The organism is Pseudomonas sp. 2(2015) (assembly GCF_000955865.1).
Classification (GTDB): domain Bacteria; phylum Pseudomonadota; class Gammaproteobacteria; order Pseudomonadales; family Pseudomonadaceae; genus Aquipseudomonas.
The window spans coordinates 114,836-140,111 of the sequence record NZ_JYOF01000002.1 but is presented as its reverse complement, the minus strand read 5'-3'; the positions used below and the strand labels follow the sequence as shown (position 1 = coordinate 140,111).

Below are 25,276 nucleotides of genomic sequence, written 5' to 3'. Positions count from 1 at the left end.
CGTTCTTCTTGTTCAGCGCGCCTGCACGTAGCTGCCGGGCGCGGGGTCCATGGGAGGGTAGTTCTGGTTGCCGAGGGCCATCAGGGTTTCGCGCTGCACGCCGGAGCGTGCCTGAATCCACTCCAGCCACTGCGGCCACCAGCTGCCGTCGACCTGCTTGCCATCGTAGAGCCAGGCCCGCGGGTCGCTGCTCAGGCGCGGGTTGTCGACGTAGTGCGCCTTGGGGTTGCCCGGCGGGTTGATGATGCTTTGCACATGGCCGCTGTTGGCAAGGATGAAGCGCTTGTCGCCGCCGAGCAGTGCCGCCGAGCGGTACACCGCATCCCAGGGGGTGATGTGGTCGTTGCTGCCGGCGACGCTGAAGCTGTCGACGTTGACCTTCTGCAGGTCGATCGGCGTGCCGCATACCTCAAGGCCTGCGGCGCGGGCCAGCGGGTTGTGCTTGAAGAAGTCCAGCAGGTCGCCGTGCAGCGCCGCCGGCAGGCGGGTGTTGTCGTTGTTCCAGTAAAGGATGTCGAACGCCGGTGGCGCCTTGCCCAGCAGGTAGTTGTTGACCCAGTAGTTCCAGATCAGGTCGTTGGGGCGCATCCAGGCGAACACCCGGGCGATCTCGCGGCCATCGAGCACGCCTTGCTGGTAGGAACGGCGCTTGGCCGCTTCGAGGGTCTGCTCGTCGGCGAACAGGCTTGCCGGGCTGTCGATCTGGCTGTCGAGCAGGCTGACCAGGTAGGTGGCGCTGCTGACCCGGCGCAGTTGGCGCTTGGCTTGCAAATGGCCTTGCAGCGCCGCCATGGTCAGGCCACCGGCACAGGCGCCCATGAGATTGACCTCGCGGCTGCCGGTGATCGCCCGGCACACGTTGAGTGCTTCCTCCAGCGCCTCGACATAACTCGACAGGCCCCACTCACGGTGGCGCGGGTCAGGATTGCGCCAGCTGATCATAAAGGTCTGCAGGCCGTTCTTGAGCATGTACTGGACGAAGCTGTTGGCCGGGCTGAGGTCGAAGATGTAGAACTTGTTGATCTGCGGCGGCACGATCAGCAAGGGCCTGGCGTACTGTTTTTCGCTCATCGGCTTGTACTGGATCAGTTCCAGCAGCTCGTTGCGAAACACCACCGAGCCCGGCGTGGTGGCCAGGTTACGGCCGACTTCGAAGGCCTGCGGATTGACCTGGCGCGGCAGACCGTCGTTGTGGCGCAAATCATCGAGCAGGTGGTTGATGCCGCGCACCAGGCTCAGGCCGCCGGAGTTGAACAGCTCCTTGACCGCCAGCGGGTTGAGCAACGAGTTGCTCGGCGCCACGGCATCGTTGAGCAGGGTGAACAGAAAGTGTGCGCGGGCGCGATCATCGGGTGCCAGCTGGCTTTCATCGATCCACAGGCGGGTCTGCTTCTGCCACGCCAGGTAGGCCTGCAGGCCGCGACTGTAGAGCGGGTTCTGGCTCCAGGCGGGGTCTTTGAAGCGGTTGTCGCGAGGGCCGGGCTGGTAGGGCGTTTCACCCAGCAGCACCTTGCCCAGCTGACCGCCCAGGGCGAGCATGTGCTTGGCGGTATGCAGCGGATGGCGCAAGCCATGACGGCTGACGCTGCGCAAGGTCGAGAGCAGGTCGCGGCCGCGCAGACCGCTGATTGCACTCTGCACGTTCATATAGGTGGCGGGGACCGGTGGCGATCCCTTAGCGGGTTTGTCTTTCATCAGGCAACACTCCGTCGTCAGGCCATCAACAAACACATCAATGCAAGAGCGACACCAACCTCACGCCGCGCACCCGGGGTGCCTGGCATCCTGCCATGGGCTCGGGTGTGGCAGGCGTCTCAGCTGCTGGGGGCGGGCCGAGGGTGCATGACGGCGCGTTGGCGCTCTTGCTGGAGAAACTTCATGATGATCGGGGCGACGGCCTCGGCCCGGGTGATCAGGAACAAGTGGCCGTCGTCGATTATGTGTAGCTGGGCATTGGGAATTCGCCAGGCCAGCAGGCGCATGTTGATCAAGGGAATCAACGGGTCATCGTCACCGGCCAGCACCAGGGTCGGCTGCTGGATCTTGTGCAGCCAGTGAATGCTGGTCCAGCCAAGCCCGGCGAACAGTTGCCAGTAGTAACCGAGCTTGCCGCCTGAGCGCACCTTGGCCGCGTGCGACAGGGCCAGGTCCGGGTCCCGGCGAAAGGCGCCGCCGTAGATCTGCGGGGCGATGCGGATCACATGGGACGGTTGCACGTAGCGCCGGGGGCTGGCCATCAACCACAACACCTTGGGCTTGCCCGGCACCATCACCGCGCCAGCGGCGGTGGCAGCCAGCACCAGTTTCTTGCAGCGCTCGGGGTAGTCATGGGCGAACTGCTGGGCCAGCGCCCCGCCCCAGGACACGCCAATGACATTGACCTGGCCATAGTCGAGGTAGTCGAGCATGCGCGCGGTAAGCTTGGCCAGGCCCGGAAAACGGTAGGGGTGGCGCGGGGTCGATGAACCGCCGACCCCCGGCACGTCGAAGGCAATTACCTCAAGGTCCGGGTCCAGGGCCTGGATGAACGGGAACACCAGCTCCAGGTTGGCGCCGATGCCATTGAAGATCAGCAAGGGCGTCAAGTGCGGCTTGCCGGGTCGGACGGCGGTGCGGATGGTCTGGCCATCCAGGTCGACGGTCCTGAAAATGTACGGTTGCGGCATGCGCGAAGCCCTGTGGTTTGTAAACGCCGCAGCCCTTGCGAGCTGCGGCGGTGTTCGCTATCAACGCTCGTGAACGTAAGTCCCTGGCGCTGCGGCACCGGCCACATGGGCCTTGTTGCCAAGGTTGGCCGGGGCCTTTTTCAGCTTGCCCGAACGCTCGGCCAGCCAGGTGTGCCAGTACAGCCACCAGGAATCGGTGTGCTTGGTCGAGTTCTCTTGCCAGTCGAGGGCGCTGGCGGGCATTTCACTGTTGGTCATGTAGCGCGCCTTGGGGTTGCCCGGCGGGTTGAGGATGCTCTGGATATGGCCGCTGTTGGACAGCAGGAACTCGACCTTGCCACCGAACAGCTGCGCCGACTTGTAGCATGACTGCCACGGGGTGATGTGATCGGCGGTACCGGCGACGCTGAAGATGTCGGTGGTCACCTGCTTGAGGTCGATCGGCGTACCGCACACTTCCAGTGCATCGGGGCGCAGCAGTGGATTGTTTTTGAACATTTCGATCAGGTCGCCGTGGAAGGCGGCCGGCAGGCGCGTGGTGTCGTTGTTCCAGAACAGGATGTCGAACACCGGCGGCTCGTTGCCCAGCAGGTAGTTGTTGACCCAGTAGTTCCAGATCAGGTCGTTGGGGCGCATCCAGGCGAATACCTTGGCCATGTCTCGGCCTTCGAGCACACCGGCCTGATAGGAATGGCGCTTGGCCGCCTCGAGGGTCTGCTCGTCGACGAACAGGGCCACCTGGGTATCGAGGGTGGTATCGAGCACGCTGACCAGCAGGGTCAGGGCGTTGACCTTCTTTTCGCCCAGCGCCGCGTAGTGGCCCACCAGCGCAGTGCAGGTGATACCGCCGGAGCAGGCGCCGAGCATGTTCAGGTCCTTGCTGCCGGTGATCGCCAGGATCACGTCGACCGCTTCCTTGAGCGCGTCGATGTAGGTCGACAGGCCCCATTCGCGCTGGGACTTGGTCGGGTTGCGCCAGCTGACGATGAAGGTCTGCACGTTGGAGCGCAGGCAGAAACGCGCCAGGCTCTTTTCCGGGCTGAGGTCGAAGACGTAGAACTTGTTGATTTGCGGCGGTACCACCAGCAGCGGCTTTTCCAGCACCTGCTCGGTGATCGGCCGGTACTGGATCAGTTCCAGCACGTCGTTGCGAAACACCACCGCGCCTTCGCTGGTGCCGAGGTTCTTGCCGACCTCGAAGGCGTCCATGTTCACCTGGCTGGGCATGCCGCCATTGTTGACCATGTCCTTGGCCAGGTTCGACAGGCCGTCGAGCAGGCTCTTGCCACCGGTTTCGAAGAAGCGCTTGACCGCCGCCGGGTTGGCTGCGGTGTTGGTCGGCGCCATGGCCTCGGTCATCAGGTTGATGACGAAGTGGCCGCGGCTGATGTCCTGGTCGGAGAGGTTGCTGGTATCGATCCAGTCGTGCAGTTCCTTGCGCCAGGCCAGGTAGGTCTGCAGGTAGCGGCGATACAGCGGGTTCTGGCTCCAGGCCGGGTCGTGAAAACGGCGGTCGTCGCCCTCGGGCTGCAAGCTCGACTTGCCGAAGATCACATCTTTCAGCTCCATGCCGAAATGGGCGACATGCTTGGCACTGTGCAGCGGTTGACGAATGGCCTGACGCAGGACCATTCGAGCAGATGTCAGCAAATCCTTGCGGCGCAAGCCGATCACCGGGTTCAGACCCAGGGTGTTTTCCGAGGCTTGGCGCTGCAGGTCATCGTTATTCTTGTTACTCATCTACGACGCTCCGTTGTCCTGAGACGAGTACCGGTTTGACTGTGCGCGTTACACAGACGAACGCCCGGTACTGCTGCTCGGGTGACCAGTGATAACGAACTGCGGTCCTGCGGCCGGATGCAAACGACGATGAGCCATGCGGGTTTTTTCTGCGTGAGAAGACTGCCTGCTTTCGCTCGCGACCTCTACATACCAGCCCGACCCTGCATTAAATCCGATGCAGGGAACTTGCCAGATCCATTGGTTACCCGACTTTTTGGTATAGCGCAAGACGGCCACTCATTGGCCGTGGTGCAGGCATTCAAGCAAATAGAATTAGAAAATGCGCTCTAAACCCTGAGGGGCCCGAGCTAGAGCATCAGCTTGACGATCGACTCGTTGGGGTCGCGGGATTTGCCGGCTTTTTTCAGCTCGCCAAGGTAGTCATCCCAGAGTTCCTGCTGGCGCAGGCACAACTGCTCAAGGTATTCCCAGGTGAACAGGCCGCTGTCGTGGCCGTCGTCGAAGGTCAGTTTCAGTGCGTACTGGCCGGCAGGTTCCAGCCCGCTCAAGCCAACGCCAAGCTTGCCGTACTGGAGGATCGGATTGCCGTGGCCCTGGACCTCGGCGGAAGGGGAGTGCACGCGCAGGAATTCGGCGGGCAGGTTGTACACCTCGCCTGGCCCGTAGGTCAGGGTAAGGGTCTTGGAGGCTTTGTGCAGGTTGATGCCGGTGGGGATTCTGGTCATGGATAAGGGCTCTTGGGCTACAAGCTGCAAGCTACAAGCTACAAGACACCGGTGTCCAGCTTGTAGCTTATAGCTTGCCGCTTGCCGCTGAGCTACAGAATGTAGCGAGACAGGTCTTCGTTCTGCGCCAATTCGCCCAGGTGGCTGTTGACGTAGTCGGCGTCGATGCGGATCGGCGCTTCGCTGTGGGCGCTGGCCAGGTCGCCGGCGCTGAACGACACCTCTTCGAGCAGGCGCTCGAGCAAGGTGTGCAGGCGACGGGCACCGATGTTCTCGGTTTTCTCGTTGACCTGCCAGGCGATCTCGGCCAGGCGCTTGATGCCGTCGGCGGCGAACTCGATGTTCAGGCCTTCGGTTTTCAGCAGCTCACGGTATTGCTCGGTGAGCGAGGCGTGCGGTTCGCTGAGGATACGCTCGAAGTCTTCCGGGCTCAGGGCCTTGAGTTCGACGCGAATCGGCAGGCGACCTTGCAGCTCGGGCACCAGGTCGCTCGGCTTGCTCAGGTGGAAGGCACCGGAGGCGATGAACAGGATGTGGTCGGTCTTGACCATGCCCAGCTTGGTGTTCACCGTGCAGCCTTCGATCAGTGGCAGCAGGTCGCGCTGCACGCCCTCACGGGAAACATCGGCGCCGCCAACGTTACCGCGCTTGGCAACCTTGTCGATTTCGTCGATGAACACGATGCCGTGCTGCTCGACCGCTTCCAGGGCCTTGGCCTTGAGCTCGTCTTCGTTGACCAGGCGCCCGGCTTCTTCGTCGCGCACCAGCTTGAGCGCTTCCTTGACCTTGAGCTTGCGGCTCTTGCGCTTGCCCTTGCCCATGTTGGCGAACAGGTTCTGCAACTGGTTGGTCATCTCCTCCATGCCCGGCGGCGCGGAAATATCGACACCCACGGCCTCGGCCACTTCGATCTCGATTTCCTTGTCGTCCAGCTGGCCTTCGCGCAAGCGCTTGCGGAACAGCTGGCGGGTGTTGGAGTCCTGGCTGGCGACCTGGTCTTCGTTGAAGCCGGTGCGCGCCGGTGGCAGCAGGGCGTCGAGGATGCGCTCTTCGGCAGCATCTTCGGCGCGGTGGCCGACGCGGATGATTTCCTGCTCGCGGAGCATCTTGATCGCCGCATCGGCGAGGTCGCGGATGATCGACTCGACGTCACGGCCGACATAGCCGACTTCGGTGAACTTGGTCGCTTCGACCTTGATGAACGGGGCGTTGGCAAGCTTTGCCAGGCGCCGGGCGATTTCGGTCTTGCCGACGCCGGTCGGGCCGATCATCAGGATGTTCTTCGGCGTCACTTCAACGCGCAGCTCGGCCGGCAGCTGCATGCGCCGCCAGCGGTTGCGCAGGGCGATGGCGACGGCGCGCTTGGCGTCGTCCTGGCCGATGATATGGCGGTTGAGTTCGTGGACGATCTCGCGGGGGGTCATGGACATGATAGTGATGGTCCTTGGGCTCGATAAGTCAGCGTGGAAAAGCCCGGCCACCGGGGCCGGGCGCCAGAACAGCTGAATTACTCGGCCAGGTCCTGCTCCTCGATGGTCAGGTTGTGGTTGGTGAACACACAGATGTCACCGGCGATGTTCAGCGCGGTCTCGGCGATTTCGCGGGCCGAGAGGTCGGTCTTTTGCAGCAGGGCGCGGGCGGCGGCCTGGGCGTAGGCGCCACCGGAACCCATGGCAATCAGGCCATCTTCGGGTTCGACCACGTCACCGTTGCCGGTGATGATCAGCGATGCGTCCTTGTTGGCTACCGCCAGCATGGCTTCCAGGCGGCTCAGGGAGCGGTCGGTACGCCACTCTTTGGCCAGCTCCACGGCGGCGCGGATCAGATGGCCCTGGTGTTTTTCCAGTTGCCCTTCAAAGCGTTCGAACAGGGTGAAGGCGTCGGCGGTGGCACCGGCGAAACCGGCGATGACCTGGCCGTGGTACAGGCGGCGGACTTTCTTGGCGTTGCCTTTCATCACGGTGTTGCCGAGAGAAACCTGGCCGTCGCCGCCCATGACGACTTTGCCGTGGCGGCGAACTGAAACGATGGTGGTCAAGGGAGAGTCTCCACGCAGCGGGGCGAAAATGCCTGATGCAGACTCATATGGGGGTGGTGGGAAGGATTTCAACCTTGCAGGATGAGTGGTAATGGCTATCGCGGGTCGAGCCCGCTCCCACAGAGATGGGTGAAATCCTGTGGGAGCGGGCTTGACCCGCGATGTAGCAGCGCAAACTCAGGCTTCGTGACTGATATGCCCATCGACCAAGGTATAACGCACCGCACTCGGCAGGCAGTGGCCGATGAACGGGCAGTTGTCGCCCTTCGAGCGCCATTGCTCGCCGGCCAGGGTAGAGGCCTTGGCGTCGAACAGCACCAGGTCTGCGGCACTGCCTACCTTCAGCTCGCCCGCTGGCAGGCGCAGCGCTGCTGCAGGGCCTGCAGACAAACGTTGCAACAAAGTTGGCAAATCGAGCAGGCCGTCTTCCACCAGGGTCATGGCCAGCGGCAGCAACAGTTCGACACTGCTGATGCCCGGCTCGGTGGCGCCGAACGGTGCCAGTTTGGCATCCCGCTCGTGGGGCTGGTGATGGCTGGAAATCGCCTGGATCACCCCGGACTTCACCGCCTCGCGCAGGCCGTCGCGGTCGGCGCGGGTGCGCAGCGGCGGTTGCACGTGGTAGAGGCTGGAGAAGTCGCGCAGCGCTTCATCGGTGAGGATCAGCTGGTACAGGGCCACGTCGGCGGTCACCGGCAGGCCCAGTTCCTGGGCCTGGGCGATCAGCCGCGCGCCGCGGGCGCTGGTCAGCTGGCTGAAGTGCGCACGCACGCCGGTCTGTTCGACCAGCAGCAGGTTGCGCGCCAGGGCCACGGTCTCGGCGGTTTCCGGGATGCCCGGAAGGCCGAGGAAGCTGGCCATGGCGCCTTCGTGGGCCAGGCCACCCTGGGCCAGGTCGCGGTCCTGGGAGTGGAAGATCACCGTCAGGTCGAAGGTCGCGGCGTATTCCAGGGCGCGGGCCAGGGTGCGGTTGTTGGCAAAGGCATTGAGGCCGTTGCCAAAGGCCACGCAGCCGGCGTCGCGCAGGGCAATCAGCTCGGCAAGCTGCTCGCCTTCAAGGCCCTTGCTCAGGGCGCCGATCGGGTAGACCTTGCTGTGCCCGGCTTCGCGGGCGCGGTCGAGAATCAGCTCGGCCACTGCCGAGGTGTCCAGCACCGGCTTGGTCTGCGGCGGGCAGCACAGGCTGGTGACGCCACCGGCAGCGGCAGCGCGGGTTTCGCTGGCGATGCTGCCCTTGCGGCTGTAGCCGGGCTCGCGCAGGGCGACGTTGAGGTCGACCAGGCCGGGGGCGGCTACCAGGCCTTGGGCGTCGATGCTGCGCGCCGGCTTGAAGCCTGCCGGGGCGGCGCCGATGGCGATGATCTTGCCGGCATCGATGTGCAGGTCAGTGGTCTGGTCCAGGCCGCTCAGCGGGTCGATGACCCGGGCGCCGATAATACTGAGGGTCACTGGGCGTTCTCCTGCTCGAATTGACGTTGCGCGGTCTGCCCGCTCATGGCCATGGACAGCACCGCCATGCGCACGGCGATGCCGTAGGTGACCTGGTTGAGGATCACCGAGTGGGCGCCGTCGGCCACCGCTGATTCAATCTCGACGCCGCGGTTGATCGGGCCCGGGTGCATGACGATGGCATCCGGCTTGGCCCCGGCCAGGCGCGCGGTGGTCAGGCCGAACAGGCGGTAGAACTCGCCTTCGCTGGGCAGCAGGCCGCCGGCCATGCGCTCACGCTGCAGGCGCAGCATGATCACCACGTCGACGTCCTTGAGGCCTTGCTCGAGGTCGGTGTAGACCTTCACCCCATACTGCTCGATACCAATCGGCAGCAGGGTTTTCGGGCCGATCACGCGGATGTCCGGGCAGCCCAGGGTTTTCAGCGCGAGCATGTTCGAGCGCGCCACCCGCGAGTGCAGGATGTCGCCGACGATGGCCACTGAGAGGTTCTCGAAGCCGCCCTTGTGCCGACGAATGGTGAGCATGTCGAGCATGCCCTGGGTCGGGTGGGCGTGGCGGCCGTCGCCGCCGTTGATGATCGCCACCTCCGGGCACACGTGCTCGGCGATGAAGTGCGCGGCGCCCGAGTCGGCATGACGCACGACGAACATGTCGGCGGCCATGGCTTCGAGGTTGCGCAGGGTGTCGAACAGGGTTTCACCCTTGCTGGTCGAAGAGGTCGACACGTTCAGGGTGATGACGTCGGCCGACAGCCGCTGGGCGGCCAGTTCGAAGGTGGTGCGGGTGCGCGTGGAGTTCTCGAAGAACACGTTGCAGACGGTCTTGCCGCGCAGCAACGGGACCTTCTTCACGGCCCGGGCGCCGACTTCGAGGAACGAGTCGGCGGTGTCGAGGATTTCGGTCAGCAGTTCGCGGGGCAAACCGTCGAGCGAGAGAAAGTGGCGCAGCTGGCCCTGATCATTGAGCTGCAGCGGGCGCTTGGCGTCGATTGGCGTCATCGCGGGGGACTCTTAAAGGGCGGAAGCGGAGGCGAGGTCCTGGCGCTCGAGGGCGAGCGGTGCGGGTCCGGTCAATTTTACCCGTTCATGGGCAGCCAGCGACAGGGTGGCGCCGACCACATTCGGCCGGATCGGCAATTCGCCGGCATCCAGGTCGAGCAGGCAGACCAGGGTCACGCTGGCCGGGCGGCCATAGTCGAACAGCTCGTTGAGGGCGGCGCGGATGGTACGCCCGCTCATCAGTACGTCGTCGATCAGCACCAGGTGCTGGCCTTCGATCTCGAACGGCAGGTCGGACGGGCGCACCTGCGGGTGCAGGCCGTTCTGGCTGAAGTCGTCGCGGTAGAAGGAAACGTCGAGCGTGCCCAGGGCGGCGTCGCTGCCCAGCTCTTCGAGCAGGGCCTGGGCGACCCAGACACCCCCGGTGCGGATGCCGATGAAACGCGGCTCGGCAATGGCGCGGCGGGCCAGATGGGCGCGAAGGTCGACGGCCATCTGCCGGATCAGTTCGGCGGGATTGGGTAGGCTCATGCTTGCTCCTCAAGAGGCCGGGGAGCGGTGCGCTGGCCCGGCTTGAATGCGATGATCGGGTCTCAGGCCCCGGTATTGGCCTCCAGCCAGCCCTGCAGCAGCAAGGCGGCGGCAATGGCATCCACCGGATTGTCGCGGTAACTGCCGCGCTGGCCGCCACGGGCCATGCGCTCGCCCTTGGCTTCGAAAGTGGTCAGGCGTTCGTCGTGGGTGTGGACCGGCAGGTTGAAACGGCCATTGAGGCGGCGGGCAAATTTTTCTGCGCGCTCGCTCATCTCGCTGGGGCTGCCATCCATGTTCAAGGGCAGGCCGACCACCAGGGCGTCGGGTTTCCACTCTTTGATCAGTTTTTCCACCTGGGCCCAGTCCGGCGTGCCGTTCTGCGCCTTGAGGGTGCACAGCTCGCGGGCCTGGCCGGTGATCACCTGGCCGACGGCGACGCCGATCTGGCGGCTGCCGTAGTCAAAGCCCAGCAGTAGACGTACTTCGGCCATCAGGCGTGCCCCGCCTGGCTGGTCAGCAGGCTGAGGTTGATCCCCAGGCTTGCCGCCGCAGCGGCCAGGCGCTGCTCACAGGCCATGCCGAAGATGATCTCGGGGTCGAACGGGCAGTTCAGCCAGGCGTTGTCGGCCAGCTCCGCTTCCAGCTGCCCGGCTTCCCAGCCGGCATAGCCGAGGGTAATCAGGCTCTGTTTCGGGCCCAGGCCGTCGGCGATGGCGAACAGCACGTCCTGGGAGGTGGTCAGCGACAGGCCGTCGAGTTCGACGGTGGCCTGGAAGCTGCGCTCGCTGGTGTGCAGGACGAAGCCGCGGTCGGTTTGCACCGGGCCGCCCATATAGATTGGTACATGAATGCAACTGGCCGGCGGTTCGACGTCCGGGCGCAGCTGTTCGAGGATATCGGCCAGGTTGAGGTCTTGTGGCCGATTGACCACCAGCCCCATCGCCCCATTGGCGTTGTGCTCGACGATGTAGGTCAAGGTCTGCGCGAAGTTCGGGTCGGCCATGTGTGGCATGGCAATCAGGAACTGATGCTTGAGGTAATCCGGGCTGAGGTTCTTCATGCCTGATAGTGTGGCGGTGAGTGGCCACGCTGACAAGGTGCTGGCGTCACCTTGTCAGCTTTACTGCGGGGTTACTTGAACAGCTTGACCACTTCTTCGGTGTACAGGGTTGGCGACTCTTCAGCGGCCGACAGCACGTACTCCTGGACGGTTTGCTGCTTGGCCTGCGGGTACTTGGCCAGGTAGCTCTCCGGGAACGCCGGGGCCTTGAGGCTGGAGCCGGCCTTGATCAGCGCGGCGACGCAGTCTGGGTTGTCCGTGCGGGCGGCTTCTTCCAGCGGCGTACCGACCGGGAAGGTGCCGTGCTGCTCGTGGTAGGCATCGATCGAGCTGCCTTTTTTCAGCAGCAGGGCAATGCGCTCGGCCGCTTGTGGGTCAGGTTGGCCGTTCATCTCAAAGGCGCGTTCGCAAACATGGTGCAGCGGCGTCGTGCCGGTCAGGGTTACCTGGTAGGGATTGGCGCCGGCAGCGACCAGCAGCTTGATCACCTCCAGGTTCGAGGCACCCGGTCCGGTCAATGGGGTAAAGCCGTTCGGCCGGACGGCCTTGGCATCGGCGCCAGAAGCCAGCAGCAGCTTGATCAGTTCGGCTGAGCCCTTGCCTGCCGCGGTGTTCAGCGGCGTGGCGGAATCGCCCTGGGCCAGCACGTTGACGTCGGCGCCGGCCTTGATCAGGCCCTTGACCATGCGCAGGTCGGCCTCGGAGGCCTTCGATTGCTCGGCCTGGTTGAGGACGAACAGCAGCAGGGTTTCGCCGTTTTCCTGGATCGGTGTGTTGACGTCACCGATCTTTGGCAGGAACAGCTCGAACGGCGCGACGATCTTGTAGGAGGCGGCCAGGAACATTGGCTGGCCTTTCGGATCGGCACCCTGGTCGAGCAAGGCCTGGATCTTGGCCAGGCGCGCCGGGGTTTCGTCGTACTTGTACTCGCCAACTTCGTTGTACAGCTTCTGCGACAGCTCGGCGGCGTCGGCGAAGGCAGCAGCAGGCAGGACGCAGGCTGCCAGGGCCAGGCCGAGGGCGGCTGTTTTGCGGGCGAAATTGATGCGCGACATCAACAGAATCCTTTCTTGAGGGGGATATACGGGCGCGCATCATCGCAAAATGGCTATTGTTTTGCCATCAGGCGGAGCCTTAGATCAATTACTCTGCAGCCGGTCGCCGCGGGCGAAACGCCAGGTACGGATGATCTCCAGCCGGTCGATATCGGCCAGGTCGCCGGTGAACGGCGCGAACGGTGCGGCCAGGCGCACGATGCGCTGGGCGGCCTGGTCGAGCAGCGGCTGGCCGGAGGACTCCAGCACCAGCACTTCATACAGCGAACCGTCGCGGTTGATCGACACCATCAGCCGCAGGCTGCCGTAGATCTGCTGGCGCCGGGCTTCGTCGGGGTAGTTGAGGTTGCCGATACGCTCGACCTTCTTGCGCCACTCGTCCTTGTACCAGGCACCCTTGTCGCGCATGGTCGAGGCGGCATTAAGCCTGTGGATGCGCGGGCGCTTGGCGTACAGCTGCTGCTCGTTGGACAGTTCGGCTTCGAGGCTGGCGATCTGGCTGGACAGCTGCGAGCTGTCGAAGTCCGGGGTCGCGGCCTTGGGTTTGGGCTGCGGCTTGGCTTCCTTGGGTCGGGTTTCGACCTTTTCCGGCTTCGGCGCCTTGGTCGCCACTACTGCCTTGGGCGGCGTCGGTTGCGGTTGTACTTCGGGCTTGGCGGCCGGCGGCGGGGTGACCTTGTTGATCTTGCTGTCCTGGAAGGGCGCTACTTCGGTGGTTTTCGGCACCGCCTTCTTGTCCAGGGTGCCGCTGCCTTGCTGATTGTCCTGGGCCAGGTAATCGGCCTTCTGCGGCGCTTTCTCGCTTTTGAAGGTGGCCAGGGTGATTTCCATGGTCCGGCGGATTTCTTCGGGCTTGGCGAAGGTGAAGCCGACACCGAGAATCAGCGCCAGGTGCAGCAGCGCTGCCAGGAACAGGGTAAAACCCAGGCGATCCACCGGGCGTACGCGGGGTGGAGAGAAGTCGGCAGGGATGTCAGCAGGAAGCGTCATCAGGTATCCAGCAGCTGCAAAGACCGGGGGGAACCGGCAGAGCAGGTGCCCAGGTCATAAAAACGACCGGCATGATACCCCACTCTGCGCGGTTGCTCCGCGTCGGCTGTCAGCGCGCCTTGAGCTTGCGATCAATGGCATCCATCAACTGCACGCCGATCTGGGTGCCGAAGGCGTTGTCGATCTCGCGGATGCAGGTCGGGCTGGTGACGTTGATTTCGGTCAGGTGCTCGCCGATCACGTCCAGGCCGACGAACAGCAGGCCCTTCTCGCGCAGGGTCGGGCCGACCTGTGCGGCGATCCAGCGGTCGCGGTCGGTCAGCGGGCGGGCTTCGCCACGGCCGCCGGCGGCGAGGTTGCCACGGGTTTCGCCCGAGGCCGGAATGCGCGCCAGGCAATAGGGCACCGGCTCGCCGTCGATCATCAGGATGCGCTTGTCGCCGTCCTTGATGGCCGGCAGGTAGCCTTGCGCCATGATTTGCTGGGTGCCGTTGCCGGTCAGGGTCTCGAGGATTACCGAGAGGTTCGGGTCGCCCGGGCGATGGCGGAAGATCGAGGTGCCGCCCATGCCGTCCAGCGGCTTGAGGATGGTGTCGCCCTGCTGGTTGACGAATTCGCGCAGGATATCGGCGCGGCGGCTGACCAGGGTCGGTGGCGTGCACTGCGGGAACAGCGTGGCGAACAGCTTTTCGTTGCAGTCGCGCAGGCTCTGCGGGCGGTTGACCACCAGCACGCCGGCGGCTTCGGCCTGTTCCAGCAGGTAGGTGCTGTAGACGAACTCCATGTCGAACGGTGGATCCTTGCGCATCAGGATCACGTCCAGCTCGCTCAGGGCGCTGTCTTGCTCGGCGTCCAGCTCGAACCAGTGCTCCGGGTCGGCGAACACTTTCAGCGGGCGCATGCGTGCGCGGGCCTGGCCGGCGCCCTGGTAGAGGTCCTGCTGCTCCATGTAGAACAGCGACCAGCCGCGCTCCTGGGCGGCCAGCAACATGGCCAGCGAGCTGTCCTTTTTATAGGAAATGCGCGCAATGGGGTCCATGACAATCCCGAGGCGAACGCTCATGGGCAAAATCCTCTCAGCGGCAATGGGCCGCATTGGCTCGAATGAAAAGTGGCGTCAGGGTGGCGCTCGCAGCGCTGGCGGTCAAGGGAAAAACGCATCCTGGGCGGCGCTGCGCCGGGCGTCGGCGCGGGCCGATGGAATGCACCCCCCAGAGTGTGCTAAAAAGGCCTGGCACGTGGCCTGCACGGCCGTCTCCAGCTGCAAGCCACAAGCCATAAGCCACAAGAAAAAGCACGCCGCGTTCACCCTGCTTTTTCTTGCCGCCAGAAACTTGTAGCTTGCCGCTCATAGCGAGCAGCGATGGTAGAGCAATTATGGAACAGCCCGGCGCGGCATTGAAGGTGATGGTGATCGACGACTCCAAGACGATTCGCCGCACCGCCCAGATATTGCTCGGTGAAGCAGGATGTGAGGTCATCACGGCCATCGACGGTTTCGATGCCCTGGCCAAGATCATCGACCACCAGCCGCAGATCATTTTCGTCGACGTGCTGATGCCGCGTCTGGACGGCTACCAGACCTGCGCCCTGATCAAGCAGAACAGCACCTTCAAGGACACGCCGGTGATTCTCCTGTCGTCCCGCGATGGCCTGTTCGACAAGGCCCGTGGCCGTGTCGTCGGCTCTGATCAATTTTTGACCAAACCTTTCAGCAAGGAAGAGCTGCTGGACGCAATCAAGGCCCATGTGCCCGGATTCGCCGCAGAAGAACAACACGCACCCTGACGTTGCGCCGCCGCGCAGGCGTCTATTCCTTATGGGGAACAGCATGGCCCGAGTTCTGATCGTCGACGATTCGCCGACCGAAATGTACAAACTGACCGGTATGCTCGAAAAGCACGGGCATGAAGTGCTCAAGGCCGAAAACGGCGCCGATGGCGTAGCCCTGGCCCGCCACGAAAAGCCCGATGCGGTACTGATGGACATCGTCATGCCCGGGGTCAACGGCTTCCAGGCTACCCGCCAGTTGAGCAAAGACCCGGAAACCGCGCATATCCCGGTGATCATCGTCACCACCAAGGACCAGGAGACCGACAAGGTCTGGGGCCAGCGCCAGGGCGCCAAGGACTACCTGACCAAGCCGGTGGACGAAGACACCCTGATCAAAAAGCTCAACGACGTGCTCAAAGGTTGACCACCCAGCCCATGGGCGAGTCGCTGACGGCCTTCGAGCTGCTGCTGGACATCGACCGGCGCTGCCGGCTGCTGGCCGCCGACCTGCCGTTGCAGGAAACCCGCCTGCAAAGCTGGAGCGGCATCGGCTTTCGCATTGCCGAACAGTGGTTCGTCGCGCCCATGGGCGAAGTCGCCGAAGTGCTGCACGAGCCGCGCCTGAGCCGCATCCCCGGGGTCAAGCCCTGGGTCAGCGGTGTCGCCAACCTGCGTGGCCGGCTGCTGCCGGTGATGGACCTCTGCGGTTTCTTCGCCCTGGGCCTGTCGGCACCGCGCAAGCAGCGACGAGTGCTGGTGCTCGACCATGACGAGTTGTTTGCCGGCTTGCTGGTCGATGAAGTGCTGGGTTTGCAGCATTTCCCGCTGCACAGTCTCGACCTGTCGCCGCCAACGCCGTTGCTCAGTGCGGCCGCGCCCTTCGTCCAGGGTCATTTCCAGCGTGAGCGCAGCTGGGCGATCTTCAGCCCCTTCGCCCTGGCCCAGGCGCCGGGTTTCCTTGATGTCGCGCTGTAAAGGAATGCCACCTCCGTGACCACGACCAAGACGGCTCCATCGCCCCAGGGTTCCCGCAGCAGCGCGCAGATCGCGGCGCTGTTCGTGGTGCTGATCCTGTCGATCATCCTGCTGTTCGCCAACTTCGCCTACCTCAACACCCAGGCCAACTACGACAAGCAGTACATCGGCCATGCCGGCGAACTGCGGGTGCTGTCCCAGCGCATCGCCAAGAACGCCACTGAAGCGGCGGCCGGCAAGGCCGTGGCCTTCCGCCTGTTGAGCGAGGCGCGCAACGACTTCGAACAGCGCTGGGGCTACCTGAAAAAGGGCGATGCCAGCACCGGCCTGCCCGCTGCGCCGCCGGCGGTGCGCAAGGAAATGGACGCAGTGCTGCGTGACTGGGAAAACCTGCGCAAGAACACCGACACCATCCTGGCCAGCGAGCAGACCGTGCTGTCGTTGCACCAGGTCGCCGCGACCCTGGCCGAAACCGTGCCGCAGTTGCAGGTGGAATACGAGAAGGTCGTCGAGATCCTCCTGCAAAGCGGTGCGCCGGCCAGCCAGGTGGCCGTGGCCCAGCGCCAGTCGTTGCTGGCCGAGCGTATTCTTGGCTCGGTGAATACCGTACTGGCCGGCGACGACACCGCTGTGCAGGCCGCCGATGCCTTCGGCCGCGACGCCAGCCGTTTCGGCCAGGTACTCGAGGCCATGCTCGGCGGTAACGAAGCGATCCAGGTTACCCGCGTGCAGGATCCGGACGCCCGCGCGCGCCTGGGCGAGATCGCCGAGCTGTTCCAGTTTGTCGCAGGCTCCGTCGACGAAATTCTTGAAACCTCGCCTGAGCTGTTCCGTGTGCGCGAAGCCGCCGGGAGCATCTTCGGCCTGTCGCAAACCCTGCTCGATGAAGCCTCGCGCCTGGCCACCGGGTTTGAAAACCTGGCTGGCGGCCGAACCCTGGATACCGTCGGCGGCTATGTACTGGGTTTGCTGGCGCTGGCGTCGATCATTCTCATCGGCCTGGTGATGGTTCGCACCACCCACCGCCAGTTGCACGAAACTGCCGAGAAGAACGAGCGCAACCAGCAGGCGATCATGCGCCTGCTCGACGAAATTGAAGACCTTGCTGACGGCGACCTGACCGTAACCGTGTCGGTGACCGAAGACTTCACCGGCGCCATTGCCGATTCGATCAATTACTCCATCGACCAGCTGCGCGACCTGGTGGCGACCATCAACCTCAGCGCCGAGGAAGTTGCCGCCGCCGTGCAAGACACCCAGAACACCGCGCGCCAACTGGCCAAGGCCTCCGAGCACCAGGCCCAGCAGATCAGCGATGCCTCGGTGGCGGTGGGCGACATGGCTGAATCCATCGACCGCGTTTCCACCCACGCCTACGAATCGGCCAAGGTGGCCGAGCGTTCGGTGGCTATCGCCAACAAGGGCAACGAGGTGGTGCACAACACCATCAACGGCATGGACAACATCCGCGAGCAGATCCAGGACACCGCCAAGCGGATCAAGCGCCTGGGCGAGTCGTCCCAGGAGATCGGCGATATCGTCAGCCTGATCGACGACATTGCCGACCAGACCAACATCCTCGCCCTCAACGCGGCAATCCAGGCTTCGCTGGCCGGTGAAGCCGGGCGCGGTTTTGCCGTGGTTGCCGACGAAGTACAGCGCCTGGCCGAACGCTCATCGTCGGCCACGCGGCAGATCGAAGCGCTGGTGCGTACCATTCAGGCCGACACCAACGAAGCGGTGATCTCCATGGAGCAGACCACCGCCGAAGTGGTGCGCGGTGCGCGCCTGGCCCAGGATGCCGGGGTCGCCCTGGCCGAAATCGAAGGCGTGTCGCAGACCCTCGCCGACCTGATTCACAGTATCTCCGACGCCGCCCAGCTGCAGACCTCTTCGGCCGGGCAGATCTCGCATACCATGTCGGTGATCCAGCAGATCACCTCGCAAACTTCGGCCGGCTCCACCGCCACCGCCGAGAGCATCGGTAACCTGGCGCGCATGGCCAGTGAAATGCGCCGCTCGGTGTCCGGTTTTACCCTGCCGCCGACGCCACCGCGTTGAGGGCATCATGGTGATGGGAGCAGTTATGGCGGATCGGCACGATACGGTGGCGCTGGCCTGGGTCAGAGGGGCGATCGCCGACTGCCTGGGCCAGGCACGCCTGACCCTTGAACACTTTGCCGCCGAGCCCGGCGATGAAGCGGTGCTCGACGGATTTGTCGAACAGCTGCACCAGGTGCGCGGCTGCCTGCTGATGCTCGAACTGCACGGCGCGGCGCTGCTCGCCGAAGAAATGGAACAACTGGGCCTGGCCTTGCGCCAGGGCCGCGCCAGCCAGCGCGGTGAAGCGCTGGGCGCGTTGTTTCGCGGCCTTGAGCAATTGCCGCTGTACCTGGAGCGCCTGCGCAGCGCCCGCCGCGACTTGCCGCTGGTGGTGTTGCCAGTGCTCAACCAATTGCGTGCCGAGCGCGGTGCCCAGGCCCTGGCCCAGGACAGCCTGCTGAGCAGCAGCCCGGCCGACGCCGAAGAGCTGGCCAACCTCGACCTGTACCTGGGCACCTGGCGCGATCGCCTGCAGGCCGGGCCCGATCGTGATGCCTTGCGTTCGGTGGTCGCCGCCCTGTGCGAAGACCTCAAGCGGGTCAAGGAGCGCCTCGACCAGTTCGTGCGCGGCGACCGCCAGCATCTGGAGGAACTGGAACCGTTACTGGCGCCGCTGCGCCAGATCGCCGACACCCTGGCGGTCCTCGGCTTTGGCCAGCCGCGGCGGGTGATCATCGACCAGGTGCTGGTGCTGCAAAGCCTGGCCCAGGGTCAGCGCGAGCCTGCCGATGCGCTGCTGATGGATATCGCCGGCGCGCTGTTGTATGTCGAGGCCACCCTGGCCGGCATGGTCGGGCCGCTGGAGCAGAACAGCCAGAGCCCGCTGCCGGGCACCGACCTGGCGGAGATTCGCCAGCTGGTGCTGGAGGAAGCCTTCGCCGTGCTGCAGCAGGTCAAGGACCTGATCGGCGATTGCCTCGACGCCGGCTGGCAGCCGCAGCGTCTGCAGCCAGTGCCGGGCCTGCTGCAACAGGTGCGTGGCGCGCTGGCGATGCTGATGCTGCCGCGCGCAGCGGCGTTGATCGGGCAGTGCGGCGACTACGTGCATGCACAGCTGCTGGGCAGCGAGACCCTGGCGGATACTGCAGCCCTGAGCCACCTGGCCGAGGCCGTGAGTGCCTGTGAATGCTCCCTGCAATGGCTGATTGCCGATCCCCAGGCCAACCCTTCGCGGTTCCTCGAGGCGGCGCAGCACAGCCTGGCTGCTTTGGGTTATCGGCCCGAGCCGGAACCGGCGTTGGTGGAAGCGCCTGTTGTTGCGGCGGATGAAGAAGCACCAATCGACGACGAGCTGCGGGAAATTTTCCTCGAAGAGGCCCACGAACTTCTGCCTTTGCTCAATCAGATGTGGACGCGCTGGCAAGCCGACGGCGCCGATCGTGACGCCCTGATCGAACTGCGCCGCGGTCTGCACACCCTCAAGGGTAGCGGGCGGATGGTCCGCGCCCAGGTGCTGGGGGAACTGGCCTGGGCGGCGGAGCACCTGCTCAATCGCGTGCTCGAGGGCCGGGTAGATATCGGTGCAGCGCCCCTGGCCGCCTTGCAGCAAGCGCTGGACACACTGCCTGGCTTGCTCGGCGAGTTTGCCCAGGCACTGGCGCCGGCGCATCCGCAGGTTGAACAACTGGCCGCGCACCTGCACGCCCTGGCCATGAACGATCCGCGCAGCGAGGCCGAGGCCGGCGAAGCCATCGACCCGCAATTGCTGGAGATCTTTCGCAACGAAGCCCTGGGTCACCTGGACAGTCTCGAAGCCTTCCTGCACGAGGCCGACAAGCAGTTGCCGCTGGCGGTCAGCGATAACCTGCAGCGTGCCCTGCACACCCTCAAGGGCAGTGCGGCGATGGCCGGGGTAGTACCGATTGCCGAGCTGGCCGGCGCCCTGGACTTGCTGGCGCGGGAGTTCAAGGCCCATCAGCTGGCCTTCGACCTGGAAGAAATCTACCTGCTGGAAACTGCCGAGCCGCTGCTGCGCCGTGGCGTGCAGCAGCTCTCCAGCGCGCCTCTGGCGCCGATTGCCGGGGCCGCGACGCTGATCGCCGATATTCACCAGGTGGTCGATGCGCGCCTGCAAGCTTTGCTCGAGGCGCCAAGCCAGGGCCTGCGGGTCAAGCGCGACCCGCAACTGATTGCCAGCTTCCTGGCCCAGGGCATGGACATCCTGCTCGACGCCGAATCGTTGCTTTTGCGCTGGCAGGAGCACCCGGGCGAGCGCCAGGAACTCAATGCCCTGCTTGATGAACTGACCACCCTCGGCCAGAGCGCACACCTGGCCGACCTGTGGCAGGTGGATGAGCTCTGTGAAGCCTTGCTCGACCTCTATGGCGCCGTGGAGGAGAGCAGCCTGGCGGTCAGCCCGCGGTTCTTCAGCGAGGCGCAAAGCGCCCATGAAGCGCTGATCGACATGCTCGACCAGATCGCCGCCGGCCAGGAAGTCGACCCGCGTCCGGAACGCCTGCAGGCCTTGCGCGAGCTGCTTGACGAAGGCCTCGACCCAGCGGCCATGGGCCTGGTCAGCAGCCAGGGCGGGACAATCACCGAGCTTGCCAGTGCCACCGCCGAACTTGCGGCCCAAGCGCCGGACCCGGCCATGCTCGAACTGTTTCTCGATGAAGCCAGCGACATTCTCGACAGCGCCGACCAGGCCCTGGCGCGCTGGCTACTGGATACCGACAACGCCTCGGCGCTGTCGTCGCTGGCCCGCGACCTGCAAACCCTCAAGGGGGGCGCGCAGATGGCCGCCATGGGCGCGTTCGAGGTGCTGGCACAAGAGCTTGAGCTGCTTTACGAAGGTTTGGTGGACCGGCGCTTCAGCCCTGGCGCCGAGCTGTTTGCCCTGCTCAAGCGCAGCCACCGGCAACTGGCGCAGATGCTCGAACAACTGCAGCAAGGCCAGGTGCCGGCTGCCCAGGTAGAGCTGCTGGCGGCGCTGCGCGAGTTTCGTCATGAGGCGCCGCCGCCGGTGCCTGTGGATAAACCCGTCGAAGCGCAGCAGGATGCCGGCGACAAAGAGCTGCTGGAGATCTTCCTCGAAGAAAGCCTGGACCTGGTCGAAAGCTCCAGCGCGGCCTTGCTGCGCTGGCAGGCCGAGCCGCGTAATGGCGTTGAGGTAGAGAACCTGCTGCGCGACCTGCACACCCTCAAGGGCGGTGCGCGGATGGTCGAGATCGGGCCGATCGGCGATCTGGCCCATGAACTGGAGTTTCTCTACGAACTGCTCGCCGCCGGCCAGTTGCAACCGAGCCCGGCGCTGTTCAGCCTGCTGCAGAATTGCCACGACCGCCTGGCGCACATGCTCGATGCAGTACGCCTGCAGCAACCGTTGCACGCGGCCACGGCGCTGATCGACTACATCCGCAACTTCAGCAGCGCCGCATTGGCCGATACCGCTGCTGGTCAGGCGCACCCGGATACGGCGCCGCCAGAGCTGCCGGTGACCGCCCCTGAGCGTGGCGCCGGGGATATGGTCAAGGTGGCCTCGGAGCTGCTTGATGACCTGGGCAACCTGGCCGGAGAGAATTCGATCATCCGTGGCCGCATTGAGCAGCAGGTCAATGACGCGCAAGTGGCCCTGAACGAGATGGAAACCACCCTGGAGCGCATGCGCGACCAGTTGCGCCGCCTGGATACCGAAACCCAGGGGCGCATCCTCAGCCGCCAGGCCGATGGCGACGGCCAGGCCTACGACGATTTCGACCCGCTGGAAATGGACCGCCATTCGCAGCTGCAGCAACTGTCGCGGGCGTTGTTCGAATCGGCCTCCGACCTGCTCGACCTCAAGGAAACCCTGAGCGTGCGCGCCCATGACGCGCACAGCCTGTTGCAGCAACAGGCGCGGGTCAACAGCGACCTGCAGGAAGGCCTGATGCGCACCCGCATGGTGCCGTTCGAGCGCCTGGTGCCGCGCTTGCAGCGGGTGGTGCGGCAGGTCTCCAGCGAGCTGGGCAAGCAGGTCGAACTGGTGGTCGGCAATGCCGAGGGCGAGATGGACCGCAGCGTTCTGGAACGCATGATGGCGCCGCTGGAGCACATGCTGCGCAACGCCGTCGACCATGGCCTGGAGTCGCGCGAGGCGCGCCTGGCAGCGGGTAAGCCTGCGCACGGGCTGATCTCGCTGAACCTGCTGCATGAAGGCGCCGACATCGTCATTGAAATGACCGACGACGGTGCCGGGGTGCCGCTGGAAGCCGTGCGGCGCAAGGCGATCAAGCGTGGTTTGCTCGACCCTGCAGCGGTGCTCAGTGACCACGAGATCATGCAGTTCATCCTCCAGCCAGGGTTTTCCACCGCCGAGAAGATCACCCAGATTTCCGGCCGCGGCCTGGGCATGGACGTGGTCCATGAAGAGGTCAAGCAGCTCGGAGGTTCGATGGTGATCGAGTCGAAGCCGGGCAAGGGCGCGCGCTTTTTGATTCGCCTGCCATTCACGGTGTCGATCAACCGTGGCTTGATGGTGCACTACGGCGAAGAGCAGTACGCGATTCCGCTCAATACCATCGAAGGCATCGTCCGCGTGCCGCCGGCCGAACTCGAGGCGTGCTATCAGCTTGATCCGCCGCATTACCAGTACGCCGGGCATCGCTACGAGCTGCGCTACCTGGGCGAGCTGCTGCAGGGGGCGGCGCAGCCGAAACTGTTGGGCCAGAGCCTGCCGCTGCCGGTGCTGCTGGTGCACTCCCACGACCAGCAATACGCTGTGCAGGTCGATGGCCTGGCGGCCAGCCGCGAGATCGTGGTCAAAAGCCTGGGGCCGCAGTTTGCCGCGGTCCAGGGCTTGTCCGGGGCGACCTTGCTGGGCGATGGCCGGGTGGTGCTGATTCTCGATCTGCTCGGCCAGTTGCGCGGTTTGCAGCAGCAGTTGGCGCTGCACCAGCACAGCAGCGAAGGCCTGCGCCGGGACAGCCATGGCAGCTTGCCGCAACGGCCGCTGCTGGTGATGGTGGTGGATGACTCGGTGACGGTGCGCAAGGTTACCGGCCGCCTGCTCGAACGCCACGGCATGAACGTACTGACCGCCAAGGACGGGGTCGATGCCATGGCCCTGCTGCAGGAGCATCGCCCGGACATTCTCCTGCTGGATATCGAGATGCCGCGCATGGACGGCTTTGAGGTCGCCACGCAGATCCGCCACGACCCCAGGCTCAAGGATCTGCCGATCATCATGATCACTTCGCGTACCGGCCAGAAACACCGCGACCGGGCCATGGCCATCGGCGTCAATGACTACCTGGGCAAGCCCTATCAGGAATCGGTGCTGCTGCAGAGCATCGCCCAATGGAGTCGCCGCGATGCTTGAACAACCGGCCCGGCAAAACCGGCGCAGCAGCCTCACCGGCCTGCTGCTGCCCTTGAGCGATCGCTGCCTGGTACTGCCCAACGTGGCCGTGGCCGAGCTGATCGGCTTTCAGGTCGGCAGCCCGGCGCTGGAGTCACCCGAGTGGATGCTTGGCTGGATTGACTGGCGCGGCCAGCGCCTGCCGCTGCTGAGTTTCGAGTCGGCCTGCGATGGCCAGTTGCAGGTTGGCGAGCGGGCGCGGATCGTCGTGCTCAATGCCCTGGGCGACAGCCCGCTGCGCTTTGTCGCCTTGCTGGTGCAGGGTATTCCGCGTTCGTGCAAGCTCGACAGCCAGCTCAACTACGTCGATGTGCCGCTGGCCGGCCTGGAGCTGGCGGCGGTACAGGTGGGCGAACAGGTGGCACGGGTGCCGGACCTGCCCGCGCTGGAGCAACTGTTGGTAGACGCAGGGGTGGTTTGAAGCATTTGCCTGTGTAGGATGGGAGACCTGTTTTAAGTCAGGAGGATCCTGTTGCATGTATCACGGTGAACGTTTCAACGCCTGGACCCATCTGGTCGGTGCCGTTCTGGCCTGCATCGGCGCCATCTGGCTGCTGGTGGTGGCGAGCCTGCAAGGCGACCCCTGGAAGATCGTCAGCCTGGCGATCTATGGCTTTACCCTGCTGTTGCTCTACAGCATCTCGACCCTTTATCACAGCGTGCGCGGCAAAGCCAAAGTGATCATGCGCAAGCTCGATCACCTGTCGATCTACCTGTTGATTGCCGGCAGCTATACGCCGTTCTGCCTGGTCAGCCTGCGCGGGCCCTGGGGCTGGAGCCTGTTCGGGGTGGTCTGGGGGCTGGCGGTGATCGGCATGCTGCAAGAGATCAAGCCGCGCTCCGAAGCGCGGGTCATGTCGATCATCATCTATGCGCTGATGGGCTGGATCGTGCTGGTGGCGGTCAAGCCGCTGCTGGCCAGCCTCGGCGCCGCAGGCTTTGCCTGGCTAGCGGCCGGTGGCGCGTTCTACACCATCGGCATCATCTTCTTTGCCTACGACAGCCGCTTTCGCCATTGGCATGGCATCTGGCACCTGTTCGTGATCGCCGGCAGCCTGCTGCACTTCATCGCGGTGTTCTTCTACGTGCTCTAGAAGTCGCCCCACAGCTGCTGGGCGACGGCCAGGGCCACGACTGGCGCGGTTTCGGTGCGCAATACGCGCGGGCCCAGGCGTGCGGCATGGAAGCCGGTGGCCTTGGCCTGCTCGACTTCGGCCTCGCTGAGGCCGCCTTCTGGGCCGATCAAAAACGCCAGGCTGGCGGGCTGCTGATGGCTGACCATGGGTTCGGCGACCGGGTGCAGGACCAGCTTGAGGTCCTGGTCGCAGGCCTTGAGCCAGTCTGCCAGCGGCTGTGGCGGGTGGATGACCGGTACGCTGGAGCGCCCGCATTGCTCGCAGGCGCTGATCGCCACCTGGCGCCAATGAGCCATGCGCTTGTCGGCGCGTTCATCCTTGAGGCGTACTTCGCAGCGCTCGCTGACGATCGGGGTGATAGCGCTGACGCCCAGTTCGGTGGCCTTCTGGATTGCCCAGTCCATGCGCTCGCCGCGCGACAGGCCCTGGCCGAGGTGAACTTGCAGGCTGGAGTCGGCTTGCCCGGCGAAGGCTTCGTCGAGCTGCACGCGGACGGTTTTCTTGCCGACTTCCAGCAATTGGCCGCGAAACTCCTGGCCGCTGCCGTCGAACAGTTGCACGGCATCGCCAACCGCCATGCGCAGCACGCGGCCGATGTAGTGGGCCTGGGCTTCGGGCAGGTCGTGGGCGCCGAGGCTCAGGGGGGCGTCGATGAAAAAGCGGGACAGTCTCATGGGCTAGCTCTAAAAAATA

Annotated in this window: 23 protein-coding genes; 8 read left to right on the top strand and 15 right to left on the bottom strand. The window is 64.7% G+C overall.

From position 1 onward, the window contains the following. Window positions 1-12: 12 nt before the first annotated feature. The 14 genes from phaC (UB48_RS02215) to gshB form a co-directional block, all read right to left on the bottom strand. Window positions 13-1,695 (bottom strand): class II poly(R)-hydroxyalkanoic acid synthase, encoded by a 1,683-nt coding sequence (phaC, locus tag UB48_RS02215; RefSeq protein ID WP_045193862.1) that lies wholly within the window; start codon window positions 1,693-1,695, stop codon window positions 13-15. 119 nt (window positions 1,696-1,814) lie between these two features. Further along, window positions 1,815-2,666 carry a poly(3-hydroxyalkanoate) depolymerase gene (gene phaZ / locus UB48_RS02210; RefSeq protein ID WP_045193860.1) on the bottom strand — a complete coding sequence of 284 codons (852 nt, stop codon included), beginning with the start codon at window positions 2,664-2,666 and terminating at the stop codon, window positions 1,815-1,817. A gap of 60 nt (window positions 2,667-2,726) precedes the next feature. Next, window positions 2,727-4,406: a class II poly(R)-hydroxyalkanoic acid synthase gene (gene phaC, locus UB48_RS02205; RefSeq protein WP_045193858.1), complete on the bottom strand. Its 1,680-nt coding sequence runs from the start codon at window positions 4,404-4,406 to the stop codon at window positions 2,727-2,729. A 350-nt stretch (window positions 4,407-4,756) separates the two neighbouring features. Further along, window positions 4,757-5,134, bottom strand: a complete 378-nt coding sequence (locus tag UB48_RS02200) for a gamma-butyrobetaine hydroxylase-like domain-containing protein (protein WP_045193856.1) — start codon at window positions 5,132-5,134, stop codon at window positions 4,757-4,759. A 92-nt stretch (window positions 5,135-5,226) separates the two neighbouring features. Beyond that, window positions 5,227-6,564, bottom strand: a complete 1,338-nt coding sequence (hslU, locus tag UB48_RS02195) for an ATP-dependent protease ATPase subunit HslU (RefSeq protein WP_045193855.1) — start codon at window positions 6,562-6,564, stop codon at window positions 5,227-5,229. A 77-nt stretch (window positions 6,565-6,641) separates the two neighbouring features. Continuing rightward, the gene (gene hslV / locus UB48_RS02190) at window positions 6,642-7,172 is read right to left on the bottom strand and encodes an ATP-dependent protease subunit HslV (RefSeq protein WP_028945572.1); all 531 of its coding nucleotides are present in this window, start codon (window positions 7,170-7,172) and stop codon (window positions 6,642-6,644) included. 177 nt (window positions 7,173-7,349) lie between these two features. Beyond that, complete coding sequence (locus tag UB48_RS02185) at window positions 7,350-8,621, bottom strand: dihydroorotase (protein WP_045193854.1); 1,272 nt, start codon at window positions 8,619-8,621, stop codon at window positions 7,350-7,352. Further along, on the bottom strand, window positions 8,618-9,622 hold the full coding sequence (locus tag UB48_RS02180; protein WP_010221491.1) for an aspartate carbamoyltransferase catalytic subunit: 1,005 nt from the start codon (window positions 9,620-9,622) through the stop codon (window positions 8,618-8,620). The genes UB48_RS02185 and UB48_RS02180 overlap by 4 nt, the downstream gene beginning before the upstream one ends. A 12-nt stretch (window positions 9,623-9,634) precedes the next feature. Further along, window positions 9,635-10,153 (bottom strand): bifunctional pyr operon transcriptional regulator/uracil phosphoribosyltransferase PyrR, encoded by a 519-nt coding sequence (gene pyrR, locus UB48_RS02175; RefSeq protein ID WP_010221492.1) that lies wholly within the window; start codon window positions 10,151-10,153, stop codon window positions 9,635-9,637. A 62-nt stretch (window positions 10,154-10,215) separates the two neighbouring features. Further along, window positions 10,216-10,647: a Holliday junction resolvase RuvX gene (gene ruvX, locus UB48_RS02170; protein WP_038997540.1), complete on the bottom strand. Its 432-nt coding sequence runs from the start codon at window positions 10,645-10,647 to the stop codon at window positions 10,216-10,218. After that, window positions 10,647-11,216, bottom strand: a complete 570-nt coding sequence (locus UB48_RS02165; RefSeq protein WP_045193852.1) for a YqgE/AlgH family protein — start codon at window positions 11,214-11,216, stop codon at window positions 10,647-10,649. The genes ruvX and UB48_RS02165 overlap by 1 nt, the downstream gene beginning before the upstream one ends. Before the next feature lie 71 nt (window positions 11,217-11,287). After that, the gene (locus UB48_RS02160; RefSeq protein ID WP_052676457.1) at window positions 11,288-12,271 is read right to left on the bottom strand and encodes an ankyrin repeat domain-containing protein; all 984 of its coding nucleotides are present in this window, start codon (window positions 12,269-12,271) and stop codon (window positions 11,288-11,290) included. An 84-nt stretch (window positions 12,272-12,355) separates the two neighbouring features. After that, a complete protein-coding gene (locus UB48_RS02155) occupies window positions 12,356-13,261 on the bottom strand; it encodes an energy transducer TonB (protein WP_038997538.1) in 906 nt (301 codons plus the stop codon). A gap of 109 nt (window positions 13,262-13,370) precedes the next feature. After that, the gene (gshB, locus tag UB48_RS02150) at window positions 13,371-14,324 is read right to left on the bottom strand and encodes a glutathione synthase (protein WP_045193851.1); all 954 of its coding nucleotides are present in this window, start codon (window positions 14,322-14,324) and stop codon (window positions 13,371-13,373) included. On the opposite strand from gshB, the gene UB48_RS27915 reads away from it, so the two are divergent. The 8 genes from UB48_RS27915 to UB48_RS02115 are packed head-to-tail and all read left to right on the top strand — an operon-like array spanning window position 14,323 to window position 24,541. Beyond that, window positions 14,323-14,601: a hypothetical protein gene (locus tag UB48_RS27915; RefSeq protein WP_177329128.1), complete on the top strand. Its 279-nt coding sequence runs from the start codon at window positions 14,323-14,325 to the stop codon at window positions 14,599-14,601. The two genes, gshB and UB48_RS27915, sit on opposite strands and share 2 nt — an antisense overlap. Window positions 14,602-14,638: 37 nt before the next feature. After that, window positions 14,639-15,049, top strand: a complete 411-nt coding sequence (gene pilG, locus UB48_RS02145) for a twitching motility response regulator PilG (RefSeq protein ID WP_045193849.1) — start codon at window positions 14,639-14,641, stop codon at window positions 15,047-15,049. A gap of 43 nt (window positions 15,050-15,092) precedes the next feature. After that, on the top strand, window positions 15,093-15,458 hold the full coding sequence (gene pilH, locus UB48_RS02140; protein WP_045193983.1) for a twitching motility response regulator PilH: 366 nt from the start codon (window positions 15,093-15,095) through the stop codon (window positions 15,456-15,458). After that, window positions 15,455-16,009 carry a chemotaxis protein CheW gene (locus tag UB48_RS02135; protein WP_082075373.1) on the top strand — a complete coding sequence of 185 codons (555 nt, stop codon included), beginning with the start codon at window positions 15,455-15,457 and terminating at the stop codon, window positions 16,007-16,009. The genes pilH and UB48_RS02135 overlap by 4 nt, the downstream gene beginning before the upstream one ends. Before the next feature lie 15 nt (window positions 16,010-16,024). Next, window positions 16,025-18,070: a methyl-accepting chemotaxis protein gene (locus UB48_RS02130; RefSeq protein WP_045193845.1), complete on the top strand. Its 2,046-nt coding sequence runs from the start codon at window positions 16,025-16,027 to the stop codon at window positions 18,068-18,070. A gap of 25 nt (window positions 18,071-18,095) precedes the next feature. Then, a complete protein-coding gene (locus tag UB48_RS02125) occupies window positions 18,096-23,408 on the top strand; it encodes an Hpt domain-containing protein (protein WP_045193844.1) in 5,313 nt (1,770 codons plus the stop codon). Beyond that, window positions 23,401-23,868 (top strand): chemotaxis protein CheW, encoded by a 468-nt coding sequence (locus tag UB48_RS02120; RefSeq protein ID WP_045193843.1) that lies wholly within the window; start codon window positions 23,401-23,403, stop codon window positions 23,866-23,868. Before UB48_RS02125 ends, UB48_RS02120 begins: the two co-directional genes overlap by 8 nt. 55 nt (window positions 23,869-23,923) lie before the next feature. Next, entirely contained in the window at window positions 23,924-24,541 is a 618-nt protein-coding gene (locus UB48_RS02115) for a hemolysin III family protein (RefSeq protein ID WP_045193841.1), read from the top strand. Here UB48_RS02115 and UB48_RS02110 read toward each other — a convergent pair. Continuing rightward, the gene (locus tag UB48_RS02110) at window positions 24,538-25,257 is read right to left on the bottom strand and encodes a 16S rRNA (uracil(1498)-N(3))-methyltransferase (RefSeq protein WP_045193840.1); all 720 of its coding nucleotides are present in this window, start codon (window positions 25,255-25,257) and stop codon (window positions 24,538-24,540) included. The genes UB48_RS02115 and UB48_RS02110 overlap by 4 nt on opposite strands. Between the last annotated feature and the right edge of the window lie 19 nt (window positions 25,258-25,276).